At 31.5% G+C, this 14,985-nt stretch carries 16 protein-coding genes; 4 read left to right on the plus strand and 12 right to left on the minus strand.

The genetic code is table 11. From position 1 onward, the window contains the following. Positions 1 to 87 precede the first annotated feature (87 nt). On the plus strand, positions 88 to 636 hold the full coding sequence (locus ABH955_RS06485) for a hypothetical protein (protein ID WP_404455215.1): 549 nt from the start codon (positions 88 to 90) through the stop codon (positions 634 to 636). A gap of 65 nt (positions 637 to 701) precedes the next feature. Here the strand turns inward: ABH955_RS06485 and ABH955_RS06490 are convergent, their stop codons facing one another. The 4 genes from ABH955_RS06490 to ABH955_RS06505 form a co-directional block, all read right to left on the minus strand. Beyond that, complete coding sequence (locus ABH955_RS06490; RefSeq protein WP_404455212.1) at positions 702 to 2,102, minus strand: protoporphyrinogen oxidase; 1,401 nt, start codon at positions 2,100 to 2,102, stop codon at positions 702 to 704. Positions 2,103 to 2,260: 158 nt separating this feature from the next. Further along, complete coding sequence (locus tag ABH955_RS06495) at positions 2,261 to 2,410, minus strand: aspartyl-phosphate phosphatase Spo0E family protein (RefSeq protein ID WP_002012842.1); 150 nt, start codon at positions 2,408 to 2,410, stop codon at positions 2,261 to 2,263. 241 nt (positions 2,411 to 2,651) lie between these two features. After that, complete coding sequence (locus tag ABH955_RS06500) at positions 2,652 to 3,602, minus strand: hypothetical protein (RefSeq protein ID WP_404490995.1); 951 nt, start codon at positions 3,600 to 3,602, stop codon at positions 2,652 to 2,654. Between the two features lie 486 nt (positions 3,603 to 4,088). Continuing rightward, complete coding sequence (locus ABH955_RS06505; RefSeq protein ID WP_002031957.1) at positions 4,089 to 4,706, minus strand: helix-turn-helix domain-containing protein; 618 nt, start codon at positions 4,704 to 4,706, stop codon at positions 4,089 to 4,091. A gap of 114 nt (positions 4,707 to 4,820) precedes the next feature. Here ABH955_RS06505 and ABH955_RS06510 point away from each other — a divergent pair, with 114 nt between their 5' ends. Then, the gene (locus tag ABH955_RS06510; protein ID WP_404455209.1) at positions 4,821 to 5,711 is read left to right on the plus strand and encodes a DMT family transporter; all 891 of its coding nucleotides are present in this window, start codon (positions 4,821 to 4,823) and stop codon (positions 5,709 to 5,711) included. 97 nt (positions 5,712 to 5,808) lie between these two features. On the opposite strand, the gene ABH955_RS06515 is transcribed toward ABH955_RS06510, so the two are convergent. The 5 genes from ABH955_RS06515 to catA form a co-directional block, all read right to left on the minus strand. Continuing rightward, positions 5,809 to 6,714, minus strand: coding sequence for a DUF2935 domain-containing protein (locus ABH955_RS06515; protein WP_002165842.1), 906 nt, complete (start codon positions 6,712 to 6,714; stop codon positions 5,809 to 5,811). Positions 6,715 to 7,020: 306 nt separating this feature from the next. After that, positions 7,021 to 7,533 carry a GNAT family N-acetyltransferase gene (locus ABH955_RS06520; protein ID WP_002168410.1) on the minus strand — a complete coding sequence of 171 codons (513 nt, stop codon included), beginning with the start codon at positions 7,531 to 7,533 and terminating at the stop codon, positions 7,021 to 7,023. A 186-nt stretch (positions 7,534 to 7,719) separates the two neighbouring features. Beyond that, a complete protein-coding gene (locus ABH955_RS06525) occupies positions 7,720 to 8,664 on the minus strand; it encodes a GNAT family N-acetyltransferase (RefSeq protein ID WP_404455205.1) in 945 nt (314 codons plus the stop codon). A 37-nt stretch (positions 8,665 to 8,701) separates the two neighbouring features. Further along, positions 8,702 to 9,226, minus strand: a complete 525-nt coding sequence (locus ABH955_RS06530; protein WP_002141727.1) for a GNAT family N-acetyltransferase — start codon at positions 9,224 to 9,226, stop codon at positions 8,702 to 8,704. Positions 9,227 to 9,450: 224 nt separating this feature from the next. Further along, a complete protein-coding gene (catA, locus tag ABH955_RS06535; RefSeq protein WP_404455202.1) occupies positions 9,451 to 10,095 on the minus strand; it encodes a type A chloramphenicol O-acetyltransferase in 645 nt (214 codons plus the stop codon). Between the two features lie 201 nt (positions 10,096 to 10,296). Between catA and ABH955_RS06540 the strand changes: the two genes are divergently transcribed. Next, positions 10,297 to 10,479, plus strand: coding sequence for a DUF4021 domain-containing protein (locus tag ABH955_RS06540; protein ID WP_002012828.1), 183 nt, complete (start codon positions 10,297 to 10,299; stop codon positions 10,477 to 10,479). A gap of 48 nt (positions 10,480 to 10,527) precedes the next feature. Here the strand turns inward: ABH955_RS06540 and ABH955_RS06545 are convergent, their stop codons facing one another. Then, on the minus strand, positions 10,528 to 12,759 hold the full coding sequence (locus ABH955_RS06545; RefSeq protein WP_404455199.1) for an MMPL family transporter: 2,232 nt from the start codon (positions 12,757 to 12,759) through the stop codon (positions 10,528 to 10,530). Between the two features lie 122 nt (positions 12,760 to 12,881). On the opposite strand from ABH955_RS06545, the gene ABH955_RS06550 reads away from it, so the two are divergent. Beyond that, complete coding sequence (locus ABH955_RS06550) at positions 12,882 to 13,505, plus strand: TetR/AcrR family transcriptional regulator (protein ID WP_002085667.1); 624 nt, start codon at positions 12,882 to 12,884, stop codon at positions 13,503 to 13,505. A 126-nt stretch (positions 13,506 to 13,631) separates the two neighbouring features. On the opposite strand, the gene ABH955_RS06555 is transcribed toward ABH955_RS06550, so the two are convergent. Continuing rightward, on the minus strand, positions 13,632 to 14,285 hold the full coding sequence (locus ABH955_RS06555; RefSeq protein WP_404455196.1) for an MBL fold metallo-hydrolase: 654 nt from the start codon (positions 14,283 to 14,285) through the stop codon (positions 13,632 to 13,634). Positions 14,286 to 14,367: 82 nt separating this feature from the next. Further along, a complete protein-coding gene (locus ABH955_RS06560; RefSeq protein WP_404455193.1) occupies positions 14,368 to 14,775 on the minus strand; it encodes a GNAT family N-acetyltransferase in 408 nt (135 codons plus the stop codon). Between the last annotated feature and the right edge of the window lie 210 nt (positions 14,776 to 14,985).

Here is a 14,985-nt window from a genome sequence, read left to right on the forward strand (position 1 = left end):
CCCTCTAAAAACCACCCCTAATTTATACCTTCTCATGTTAAAATATAGAAAAACAGTAAATATTTCTTACGGAGGTGCTTAAACTTTATGTATATTTTCATTGGCTTATCCCTCTTGCTCATTTTACTCATTTTTTTATTCGCAAAAAAATTCACACCAAACTCATTTATGATGACAAGTTTTAAAGGAAATAGCTTTAAGACATTTTCAGTTGGTATATTAATCGCTGCCACACTCTCTCTTTCATACGGAATGTATCACGCAGCAACATATCAACCTAGATATTTAGATATTAAATTGCAAAATCAAAATTTCACTGTTTTTGGTAATGTTGGTGAGTTTGGTTATTTCTCAGAAGAATTACTAAAAAAAAATGCAGAAGTTGAACTGTATTTTGTCTCTTGGGAAACAATACAATTAAATAATCCAGAAATAATAGTAGACTACCCTTCAGGCAAACAGGAAACATGGAAGCCTAATATAACATTAATTCCTACAAATAAATTAAAAGAAAAACATAGTATTAAAGAACTTTATCGGCTCTCACCGTATTCCTTTGAAGAATCTGGAAAAATAACATTAACTATTAAAGAGAATACAGCCAATCATAAAAAGATTGTAATTAATGTTAAATAATCACAAATGAAATGTCCCTCCATTATGTTGGAGGGACATTTCATTTACATATGTATTCAATATTATTATTTTGACTGTTCATTCAATGTCGTAATTATTTCATTGGCAGTATTCTTTCCGTTTCCAATACAAGCACCAATTCCTACACCGTAATATGAAGCACCAGCTAAGTATACATTAGGATAAAGCACGGCCAATTTTTCTTGTAATGATTGAACAGCTTGATTATGTTCTAAATGATATTTCGGCATTAAATCTTTCCAATTTGTAACTTCAATTACTTCCGGTTCACCTTTAATTCCGAGGCTCTTTTCAATATCATATAAAGCAACTCGTACTAATTCTTCTTCACTATAACTTTTGATCGTTTCATATACTGGATTAGTGCTCTTATAAAACATTCTTACTAATAGCTTGTGTTTACCAGATGTATGTTTCCACTTCCTGCTTGTCCATGTGCAAGCATCACAATGTAAATCACTGTTTTCCGTTACGATAAAACCTGTGCCGTCAGCCGGTAGTTGTTCATCTAGTATGTCAAAACCTAAGTAAATACTTATAAGCGATGAATTTTTAAATTTATTAAAATGCTCATTTAACTCATTAGACTGTAATAACGTTTGTGCGATATCATGTGGAGCTGCTAAAACGACATAATCAGCTTGTATTGTCTCATGATTTGCAAAAGAAACCTCATACCGATCCCCTTTTTTACTTATCACTGTTGTTACAGCACCTTTATTAATGACAGTCTCCGTCAGCACTTCTTCTAAGCGATTAATAATCGTAGATAGTCCACTTTTAAATGATACAAACTTTTTATTTCCTGCTGACTGAAATTGTTTTTTATTCTCTTCAAAACCTTTAATAATACTTCCATATTTATTTTTATACTCAAGTAAATATGGTAACGTAGATGCCATTGTAAGCTCATTCAATTTACCAGAATATACACCTGAAAGCACAGGTGCAATTTGTCTTTCCACTAACTCTTTCCCTAAAAAGCTTTCTAAAAATAGAGCAAGTGATGTATCCTTTGTAAACTCCTTATTTTTCGTAATAAAATCTTTTAAAGCAACGATTTTTCCTTTTTTTGAGACTAGCGTACTGCTAAATAATGATTCAACACTCATAGGAATCCCAAATATAGTGTCAGCAGGAATTGGATGTAATATGTTATCAGAGTATATGTAAGAAATACCTGTTTCGTTATATACCATTTCATTTTCTAAATTTAAATCTTTTACAAGCGGCAAAACATGTTCATTACGAGCTACAATAGAATCTGCTCCAGATTCCATAATAAAATCATTTTCTTCCACACTGTGGATTTTACCACCTAAATACTCTTCTTTCTCAATAAGGATTAAATTTAAATCTATATTATAATCCTTCTTTAATTTTTCTAAATAAAACATAGTAGAAAGTCCAGTAATACCTCCACCGATGACAACGACTGTTTTCATATTTGCTGCGCCCCTAACCGATACAATTAATAATTCCTTTATTATTATAACCAAAAATTATCATAGTCGACTAGCAGCTTGCGCATTCTGTAAGAAATTAGACAATATATATGAATAAAAAAGAACTATAACATATTCAACTTACGTCATAGTTCTTTCTATTTTAAAAACATAAACCAGTTTATTAATTTGTCAATTTCTTGGCTGAGTGCTATTACTTTTTCATGTTGAAGTCCATAATTTGAGACTAGATTCAATAATTCTTCTTTTTTCAATTCAATTATTTTTTCTAACTTCACTAATTCCATGTCGTCTTTATTCGCTCCAATTTCAAAATATATGTATTTTAGTATAGCCTACTTACATAATAAGTAAAAGTCTTATGCTAATGTAAAATCTTACATATTTGAAAAAACAATATACTACTAACAAAAAAAGAGACTTAAACTAAGCCTATTATTACAGGTCATAATAATTTTCTACCATTTTTTATAAATATATTAGTTTATGAATGTGTACCATTTACTATTAATTTAAAGTTAGACACTTTTACTCATTAATAATACAACAGAATTTTTCAAATGTTTTATCTTTATATTCTGGAACCCTTGTTAAGTGATCAAAATAACTATATGAAAATTTAAATATGTGTCCAAAATCCCAATTAAATTCGCTGTAGTCTTTAAGCCAGAATGCATTATCTATCGGAAGTGTATCAACTTGTTTTGCTTTTGTAAGAGGTAAACGATCTACAGAAGAATTCAATATTATTTGGGCATTCGGCATTAAATTGCGACTTTTTCTAAGTACATAAACTAGCTTTAATAGTGGTTTTATTCCTCGTTGAAATAATTCTATATGCCCTAAGTCATATAATATATTAATCGCATGTGAGAAGGTAAGCATATGACCAATTAAATCGTGATGTGATTCTGCCTTATATATAACATTAAATTCAGATAATTCATTTAAAATAAATTCAGATAATTGCTTCGGGTTTTTAATTTCGCTTTGAATCTCCTCATTATTTATAATTAGTTGCTTTACTTCTTTAGTTGTAAAACCAATCCAAGATCTACCGGGAATTGTTCTTTGAAACGATAATATAAGGTTTGCTATATTATTAATATCTTGCTCACTCCCCCAATGACTTAACTCCTTAATGGCTAGTAAACTTAAAGAAGCGTAAATTACATTATGACCAACCCAATGGAGTTCATCAATCGTTTGTTCCAAAGATTTAATTATCGTTTCTTCAGCACTTTGATAATCGACACCTTGTTTATTATCAATTGTTTCGCCTAACCTTTGCTTATGGAGCATCATTTTCGTTTGAGAATAAATGTTACAGACAGTTTTTTCATCAATGTTATTGTTTTTCGTAAAAAAATAACTAGCAATGGCAGCTGCTCCGAAATGTGCATGCCAAATATCATTTGTTTCTTTTTTACATTGAGATATAATTGAAAGCCCATCTTTTAATACACTTATATTTTCCATCTCTCTTACCCCCTCTAAACCCTAATAAAAATGGTTTTTTGGCATCTACAAAGTCGGCAAAAAGCCAGGTGAAAACTCTTGAAAAGTTTCCTCCTTTATAGTTATAAATTAAAATTTCCCCTGTCGCTCAACAAGAATTAAATTTGCTTCTAATAATATTTTGAGATGATACTTATTCATCCCTAATGCAGTCTCAATCTTCCACAATTGTGTTTGTTTTGATTATGAAATAAATAACGAACAATTTCTCGTTTTACTCCTGCCAAAGCCTTAAAAATTTCCACTCTTTGTTTATCTGAATTATTTGGTTTGATAGTCATGGAACTATCTTAATTTTTTGTCAAGTCTCTCATCTTCTTAAACATACAAAGTGAAAATCAAATGTGTATGTATTTATAGATAGTTGTTTTATTATACACACGAATCTTTATGTAATTGATACTTTCTATTATGTTACCACTTAGTATGTATCGTTAAGCTACTTCCTTAGCTTAACGAAGGTGTTAATACAAATAAGATGTGATTCATTTCATCACTCTTATTCAAAAATCTATGTTTCACGTTCGGTGGAATACGCACAACATCTCCTTCTTCTAAAAAATATTCATTCCCTTCCAATTCCACATACACTTCCCCTTTCATTACAACTGCAATTTCTTCCTTATCTTCGTGGGAATAGTGACTTTCTGTTGTATTTGCATATCCGTTTAAATCCATCATTAACATTTCAATGCGAGCTTTCATAAAATCTGGTGTTAACACATCATAAACAATATGATCATTATTTTCTCGATATACTTTTTTCCGATCTTTCTTCTTAGAAATAAGTGAGTCTGTATCAATATCATTAATAAAAAGAGTAAACAGCGGTACATTTAATGCTTTCGCTATTAATTCCAATACATTTAAAGAAGGATTGGCATGTCCTCTTTCAATTTGACTAATAAGTGAAGTACTGATTCCTGCATAATCAGCAAATTCACGAATTGTCATATTATTTTTCTTACGATAACTTAAAACAGTTTGACCTAGCCGATAATGAATCATTGTTACAACTTCCTTTCGTCCATCATAATACATCTTTTGTCCCTTTTGTGCTGACATACTAAACAGTGGCAATTAATCCTTCCTTATTTCAGCTTAGGCTTATATACTAACTTTTGTACATTATATTATATACAGTTCATTATAATAAACAACCAATCGGAGGGACAAACTTTGAAATCACCTATTCTTTCATATTTCATCTTATTTTTTGGTGTGTTCGCCTTATCTACTTCAGCTATCTTCGTAAAAATAGCCGATGCCCCTGCAGCAATCACTGCTTTTTATCGATTATTGTTTGCTACGGTAATTCTTTTACCGTTTCTAATATTTAATACAAACAATCGAAGCGAACTTTGCTCATTATCAAAAAAACAATGGGGGTTTGGACTCTTATCTGGATTATTTCTAGCAGCTCATTATGTACTATGGTTTGAATCATTACAGTATACTTCTGTAGCAAGTTCTACAGTTATCGTAACGTTGCAACCTTTATTTTCAATGGTCGGTGGTTATTTTTTATTTAAGGAACGGTTTACGAAAGGTGCAATTATAGGCTGCCTTATTGCAATTTCAGGAAGTATCGTGATTGGGTGGCAAGATTTTCAAATTAGTGGTGAGGCTTTATACGGCGATATTTTAGCTTTTATTGCTGCTGGCGTCATAACAGCTTACTTTTTCATTAGTCAACATGTTCGTAAAGACCTATCCCTAATACCGTACTCGGTAATTAGTTATGGCAGTAGTTCACTCTTTCTCGGTATATTTGCTTACACACAGCAGTCATCTTTCTTCAATTACACTACACAAACATGGTGGTCCTTTATAGGTCTTGCATTCATTGCAACGATTTTAGGACAAACAATTTTTAATTGGTTATTAAAATGGATGAGCGCTACTGTTATCTCGATGAGTATTTTAGGAGAGACAATTGGAACTTGTATTTTAGCCTATTTCATTTTAGATGAAACAATTTCTTTACAGCAAGGACTAGGAATTCTACTTATTTTCATTGGATTAGCAATATTTTTATTACAACCGAAACAACCAAATCACAATTTATAAAGTGAAACTTTAATCAGTGGGGGTTTTACTGCCCACAAATAGCGGGATAAACAAGAAAAGCATGTCATTAGTTTGCCATGCTTTTCTTGTTTATTTATTATTGCGGAGATTGTTCCACTTGCTTTTGCTTTAGCCTTTGCTCCAATACATGAATCATAAAGAGGAAATGCTCTGCCTCTCTTGTAACATGATCAGCAAGCAATGGATTTATGACATTTCGAATTTGACATGTTTGAATTAACTCTAATCCTGCTTTTTTGAAATTCCTTAACTCAACAGTAGCATTTTCACTATCTTTATTCATTTTTCCTATAATCGGATATGTCGGTTCTTTTTGATATAACATCGATTCAACATCTCTAGCTTGATTAAGAAGAATTTCAAAATCATCTCCAAATTTCAACGCTGTATGAACAAGATTTCTCTCCGATTGATCCAGTAATGAAGCAATAAAACGTGAGTGTTCCATCATAATTCGTAACCAGAAAACATTCTCGCTAATAATCGCATCTTGAATAGGATCCATCTTGCCTTCATTAAACTTTTGAAGTGTCCGCATAAAATATTCCGCTTCTCGTGCAACATGATCCACTAAAAGTGGAAAATTAAACCCTTTCACTTTACAATTGATGATTAAAATTAGTAAGTTTCTTTTATAATTACGAAAAGCATACACTAACTGAATGCTCTCTTCATTTAATTGCCTTACCGCTTGAACAGTTTGTGGAATAGTAAATGCTTTTTGCAGCTGCCTATCAAACTGATTATAAAACTGTTCTACTTGCTGAATTAAATTTTTATCGTTACGATTAAACCCCTCACCAAGAAACAAAGCATGCTCTTTCATAATACGTAACCAAAATCTATTTTCAGTTATAGATCGTTCAATAAATAATTGTTCTGTTAATGATTCAGATGGAGCTGCTTTCAATTCCGGTGGCAACAGCATAGCTCGCTGTGGGTCCATAATAAAATGTCCAGGAATAGGTTGGTCTGTCGACATTACAATCACTCCTTGTTCCTTGAATGCTCAATTATACTATGTATGAAAATAAATAAAATTTAAATATACTTATGCAATCGTTTTTTCAAGGTTTTTGAAATTTCCACAAATGCATTCCCCTTGCACATAGAAATAGATTCTATTAAGTCATATGCTTTCCGGATTAAGATGATTCCTAATGCTTCAGCCGTTAAAACATCCTTTAAATAAAAATTGTTCTTTATTTTTAATAAACTGAAAAAAGCATGGCGTCCTTTTGCCATACTTTTTTCAAAACAAATCGATATTTCTGTTCAATTTACACCCCTATTTATTATGTACAATCAAACCATTTGGTCTAAAACGACTCATCATGATTTCGTTAACAAAATTCCCATGAGCCTTCAAATTCCCAACCTTTACACCCTCTTCGATAAATCCAAATTTTTCATATAATACTTTGGCTCTAGGATTCGTTTCTAATACACCAAGTTCCACTCGTTCTAACATTAGCCAATTATCAGCTAAATCAAGCATTTTTGTAAGAAGTGCTTTTCCAATTCCTTTATTGTGATACTCACTATCTACTCCGATGAATAAATCACCCGAGTGAGATCTTCGCCCTGGACTTTGGGTTAAACCGACAAATCCAACAACTTCTCCATCATATTCTGCTACAAATTCAAATTGATTCTGTGCTAAATTTCGAATTCTATTCTCCATTGCATCTACACGCATACTAGGTAAGAAAACCATATAAGGTAAAACATCATCTTGTATGCATATACGATGAATTGCTCTAGCATCTTGTATTTCTACTGCTCTAACGTTAATCTCCATCTTTCTCCCCTCCATTCAAATATTCATATTCTAATATCCCATATTAAAATCCTGCCAACCCTTATTTCTTTGTGTTATTTTTATATAATTATTTCGATATAATATTCGCTTTTTGAACATCATCTCTTATATTCCCTCTCGTTCAAAATGAAAAAATCACTTAGAATATGCTAAGTGATTTTTTATTTAATTTTTCACCCTATTATACAACTCAAGCAGTTCTTCTACTGAAATACCATTTATTTTCATACCGGTAATATCACAATTTTCTATTTCAATATTTTTCAGATTACTACTACGTATTGTAGTACTTTCCAAATCACATCTATCAAATGAAATAGGATCTTTATCCTCTCCAAGGCTTGTATCTCTAAATTGAACTCCACCTAAAGTCACAAAATTAAATTTACTGCCAGAAATATTTAAATCTGCATATAAGGAATTTCTAAAATTAATATTCCTAAAGGTTGATTGACTTATATTACAATTACTCATATTCATATGCATTATATTACTACCAACAAATGCACTATTTTTTAAATTTACTTGATAATATTCTGTATTAACCAAATTACAGTTTTCGTATTGACCATTTTTCATATCTTTATTTTTAATTAGGTTCTCTCCAACTGCATCTACATTTTTTCTTTTTACATAGCAATACTCATCTTCAGATTTAAAAATTATTTCATAGCCCATTTTTTTATAAAAATGATGATTATTAATTTGTCTACTAGATGTTTCAAGATCCCAAATCCTTATGTTCGGAAATTTTTCTTCTATTAACTTAATAACCCGCGATCCAATTCCTTTTCCTTGAAGAAAAGGCTCTACAAAAATACGATCGATTCTTCCATACGATTTACCAGAGATCGTAACTATAATTCCCCCGATTACTTTTTCATCCATTATCACTTTGTAAGTATCCAATTCTTCAATTGAATATTTCATCATTTCAACTGAAGAATATCCTGGCGGTTGAATGTTATAATCAATTACATCACCTTGGCCGTATAACCATCGCTTTGCTTCTTCATCAAATGTTCTTTTCATTATTTCTGTTAACTTTTCAGCATCTAAAATTGTAGCTTTTTCTATAGATATTATTGTCATTTTTGTTTTCCCCTTCATTGTTATAAACCGATAACTTTTGTGAACGATATAGTTATTAATTTACTTTTGTCTTTAATATTTTTCCCATTATTACATATGGGGCATCACTTTTACTTGGGTGAAATGGCTCTAATACATCCACCCAATCCAATCTTTTATATAAAGAACGCGCTTTTTCATTGTTTATTTGTGTTGTTAGAATACTCGTTCTATTTGAAATCCCTTCTAATAATTCATTATGTAATTTCATTCCAAGACCTTCATTTCGATATTGTGGGTGAACTGCTAACTCTACAAATTCAAAACAATCTTGTAACCATTCGTCTGCTTGTTCTAGATTTAACGCTTCTCTCATTAATTGATTATAGTACTGCCCTTCTAATGAGCGATAACCATAAGTAAAACCAACTACCTCATTTTCATCATTTATTGCTACTATACCTTTAAAATCTGCATATTCTATATGTCTTTTCATTCTCTCAATCATTTCAGTAAAATTTGTTTTCTCAAATGCTTTACAATACAATTTTGCCATATTATTAATTAGGATTTCATCTTTTTCAATACGTATGAATTTCACTTTACCTTCCCCCTATTAAAACATTTGAACCCTTAAATAATTATAAAATAAAGAATTTTAAAATTAATCACTCTATTTACTATTAAACTACAAATCAACCTATATTTTCCACTGTTACTTAATATGAATGAATAAAAAGAAGAGAACATGTAATATACATATGTTCTCTTCTTTTTATTTTAACGCTTATTCATTTTCAATTTTATATAATTAATACTTAGATATTACTTAAGGTTACAAGTATTAGCTAGCTCCTGTAAATCCTCTATAAATCGACTCGCATGATATCCATCACAAACCGCATGATGTACTTGCAATGAAACAGGTAGCATAACCCTGCTTCCATCATTGAAATATTTCCCACAAGTAATAATTGGTAATAAAGAATCACCATCATTATTAATATTTAAATTAAATCCTGTAAAACTAGTCCAAGGTATACCAGAAATTGAAAAAAAATTTGGCGGAATATTTTCTTTCGTGAAGAAACCATGAACATTAGCATAACATCTCATATCCTCTTCATAGTTTTTATAGAAAATGTGGAAATCGCTAGAATAATCCGTCCATATACTTGAAAAAGATTTATCATCTTTATGAAAGATTGTATAACTAGGTATCATTTCCTCCCAATACCCTAAAACTCCTTCATCATTAAAACATGTTCGAAATTCTGTATGTTTATTTATCACTCTAGAAATTACATAAATAGAAGTCGGATAAAATTTAATTTCCTTTTGATGTATTTCCTCTAGCATCATCGTAATATCAACATTCGCTGTCATACTAAACGAACACTTTAATTTTAAATAATGTTCAAAATACTGCTCTCTATTCCAATTTTCTCTGTCAATTACATGAAACTTCATTTTAATAGCCTCCTAAAATTTTATTTTTATTTTAGAAGGCTAACTTTCTTGTTTTCACCACACTTGTTCACTCCTTACAGTTTAAATTTAATACTAAGCTTTTTATTTAACTATATAACATCTGCAGAAATTCGTTCACATATTTCTGGAAATCCATCCACATACTATTAATAAATCAAATGACGTTTGGAGGATTCAAACATGAATGACAAAAATGTAAATAAAAAAGAAAATGTTATCGAAAACACTACATCTATTCAAAATAATAATACTGCAAATCTTAATATCGAAGAACAAGCAATGAACGGCTTATATGGAATGCCCGAAACAACCATTGAAGATGCTGATCACGTTGTAACTGATGATTTGACTTCAAAAAATTAATGAACTACATAGAAAAGAGCCAAGGAAAATATCCTTGGCTCTTCTCTATTATATATCCAATTTTTTTACTTCCTCTCTCTTTTTAGAAAGTTTCCCTGGCCAAAAAGCAAAGCGTCCTAAAACGACTGTAATCGCAGGTACAAGCAGTGGTCTTACAATAAATGTATCTAGCAATACACCGATTGCTGTCACAATACCGAATTGAACTAAAACTTGAATTGGCAATGTACCTAACACTGCAAAAGTTCCTGCTAAAATTAAACCAGCTGATGTAATTACACTTCCTGTTTGTATAACACCATTTTTTACTGCATCTACATGATTTTGTTTCTTTCTATTTTTCCATATTTCTGAAACCATGAAGATATTATAATCTTCCCCTAAGGCAACTAAAAATACGAATGCATATAACGGTATCGCACCTTGTATCGCGGGAGCTCCCATACCGAAATGCAGTAAAATCCAGCCTGCTCCTAATGCAGAGAAGAAAGATAAAACGACAGTTACAATTAAGTAAATCATCGCAACGATTGAACGTAAATACACGAGTAAAAGTAAAGCGATGATACTAATCATAACCGGAATAATAACCGCTTCATCCCGTTCAGTAATTTGCTTTGTATCATATAAGGAAGCTGTTTCTCCGCCAATCCATAAATGATTCTCAGCTTTACTAATTCCTTCAGCTTTTAATACCTTTTCTACACTATTTTTCAATTTAGGGATTTGATCTAACGCTTCAATTGAGTAAGGATTTTCTGCTAAAGAAACTTCATACATTTGCAATTGATTATTTTCTTTTCCCTTCATTGGCTCTTTCACTTTATTAACAAAAGATAATTTCTCTATTTCTTGTTTAATAGGTAAATCTTTCCCCTTTGAATCAACTACAATCTTTACTGGTGCTAATTCTCCTGCTGAAAAATGATCCGTGATTAATGTAAATCCTTCGCGTGATGGCATATCTTTCGGGAATGATTCTAATAAGTCGTACGTGTATTGAATACGCGGTACAAATGAAGCCAAGCCTCCTAATAAAAATACGGTTAGCATAATAATTGTCCACGGTTTACGTACAACAATATCCCCAAGTTTTTTACTAAAGAACCCTTTAGTATTTTTTACTTTTACTACTTTCTTTTTCTTTCTTGCAAACTCTTCATTCATCGAAGTTGTTCTCGGTATAAACGGGAAGAATGCAACTCTGCCGAAAATTAATAAAAATGCCGGAAGAATTGTTAAAGCAGCAATCCCCATTATGGATACAGCAACACTAAATGGTACTGCAAATCGATGAAAGGCTCCATAATGAGCAAGTAATAATGTTCCTAATCCAAGTACGACAGTTAATGCACTCATTATAATTGCCCCACCTGATGCTTTTATCGCAAGTTGCAGTGCTTTATATTTACTTTCTTCTTCTAACAGATACTCCCTATATCTTGAAATTAAAAATAGACAGTAATCCGTTCCTGCTCCAAACAGTAAGACAGTCATAATCGAGATAGCCTGTGCATCTACTTTAATCCATCCATTGTCTGCTAAAAAGCCCAGTGTCGGACTGATAATTCCGTATGCAAAACCAACAACGAGTAAAGGTAAAATTGCTAAAATTGGTGAACGGTACAGTAAAATTAATAAAACCAATACTAGTAGTACAGTAGCAACTAATAATTTCACATCAGCTTGACTAAATAAACTTACCGCATCCGTTTGAATACCTACAGGTCCAGATAATCGAACATGTAAACCAGAGTCGGTAATTTTTTGTTTGAACGGATCTTCATCCACTTTACTATTTACTATTTTTCGTAACTCTTCTAAATTACCTTTTAATATATCCGTTCCAGCAGATTTATTAAAAAATATTGGTGTGACAAATGATGTACCATCTTTTGATGCACTTTTTGATAATACTTGCTCTGGAATTGTATCAAATGGTGGTAACAATGATTGTTCTTTTAAAGGGGCCGTTTTTAACTCTTTATAAACGTCCTGTATTAATTTGTAGTCTTTTGACTCTAATCCACCATCCCGATGCCATACAACTAACAACGGGTTTCCTGCATTATTAGGAAATTCTTTTTTCATAAGTGCTTCAGCTTGCTGTGACATAGCTGTTTCAGGTAAATTTTTCGGATTCGGTTCTTTCGTACTGTTTACTTGTGGTAACGTAAATGAAAGTACTAATGTAATAAGAATCCATACCGATAAAGTTATCCATTGCGTATTCTTCCCTGCTACAAGCCTCCCTAACATATGTAACGGGTGCTTTTTCATAAAACCCCACCTTCCTTTTTTCCTCCAATATTAATTATATATACTGGTCGGTTAATTAATCAAGAATGATTAAAAAATTATGTTATAATTATCTCAATAATAAATGTCAGGAGCGAATGTATTTGGATCAAAAACAACGTCCTCTCGGAAGGCCTCGTCAAAATAAAAATACAAAGTCTACAAAAGAAATCATTTTAGAAGTTGCAACTAGGTTATTTCTCACTCAAAATTATCAAGTTGTTTCAATGGATGAGGTCGCGAAAGAATGTGGAGTTACAAAAGCAACTGTCTACTATTACTATTCAACAAAAGCTGATCTATTTACCGCTACTATGATTCAAATGATGGTGCGCATAAGAGAAAATATGGATCAAATACTCTCTACGAATAAAACTTTGGAAGAAAGATTATTGAACTTTGCTACAGTATACTTACACGCAACGATGGATATTGATATGAATAATTTTATGAAAGATGCAAAACTTTCTTTATCTGAAGAGCAATTAAAGGAATTAAAAAATGCCGAGGATAACATGTATGAAGTGTTGGAAAAAGCGCTAGATAACGCAATTCTCCTTGGAGAAATTCCTAAAGGAAATCCTAAATTTGCTGCCCATGCTTTCGTCGCTTTATTATCAATCGGGAATTTTAAAGATGAGAATCACAATCCTACTCTTGCAAATATAGATGAATTAGCAAAAGAAATCGTTTCGTTTTATTGGAATGGATTAAGTCATCAAAATTAAATTGATTATATTTAATAAAGAGCACATTTGAAATTCCTTCAAACATGCTCTTTATTAATTTAAGGGTTTTATTTATATACTAGCAATTAAATTATACTTTAGCACTGATTAACAAAAAATCCTTATCTATAGCTCTTGAATTTGTGCATTTATATTCCCCTTACTTAATCCACCATGGTAACAAACTACAGAATCAATTTCTAGATTTAAATACTTCTTCAAAGAATTTTGCGCTTCTTTTATATCCAAAGTAGTTGGGGCATGAATTCCACCTAAAATTCCGTTTACGCTATACATTGAATCCCCAGCGATAAGAGTTTTACTTTGTCTCAAATATAAACTAATATGACCAGGAGTGTGCCCTGGGGTATGAATAATAAGAATACCACCGCAATATGGAAGTTCTTGGCCGTCAACCAAAGTATCATCCACTTTTCCTTTCGGAGGATTCTGTACTTGTGCATTCTTCAACAAAGGTAACTCCCCCTCGATATACGGCTTATCTAGATCGTGAGCATAGACTTTTATATTACTTCCACAGTTTTGTAATAGTTCAGGAAGACTACCTATATGATCTATATCTTGATGCGTCAAAATCACGGCTTTTAGTTTATCAAACGATACTCCAACCTTACCCATTTCTACTCGTATATCTTCAATTTGTCCAGGAAATCCAGTATCTATTAAAACTGCCATTTCATCATCCCATAAAAGAATTGGGTGAATAATAAATTCTTGAAATTCAAGGTGTAGCATTTCTACTCCTTTAGCAATCTCCATAACATTATTCTCCTTTATAACGAAATTTTTGAAATCTAAAAATTGGCCTGATAAACAAGTAATTCTAAATTACAAAGCCCCGCTATCGTTTAATATGTTTCGTCATACCAATCGAAAATCCCTCAAATCCAATTGATTCATAGTAAGATTTTAAATCTTCAACACACATAAGTTGTGGAATAACTCGTTTTTGTTCACAGTGCCGGATTAATCGTTCCACTATTTCCTTTCCAACGCCCATGGACTGATACTCTGGCATTACACATACACCGCAAATAATGCCCGTTATTACACCATCTGATATTACTCGTCCCATCCCAATTAATTGTTGCTCCTTAAAAGCATATATCACATACCAACTTTGTTTACACATTTGCTCTAACTCGTTAACCGATAATTTAAGAGAATTCCATCCTAAAGATTCATACATAGTTAATAATTCATTGAAATCTTTAGGGGGTTCAATCGTGTAATTTAAAATAGTTTTCATGTAAATACTCCCTATCATCCTTTTTGTTTTATTCCAAAAAAATTTTGACCGTCGTTAAACTGACTAGAACAATACTTCAATAAGAAAAAATGAAACTCCTTCTCTTTAAAAACATAAGGAACTTAATAAGATTGGTACCATATATATTTCTCTATTTAATATTTGTTTAATATATCAACTAATGGTGAGTATAAAATATATACATTTCAA

The sequence above is a fragment of the Bacillus sp. RC240 genome, assembly GCF_044907945.1.
Taxonomy (GTDB): Bacteria; Bacillota; Bacilli; order Bacillales; family Bacillaceae_G; genus Bacillus_A; species Bacillus_A mycoides.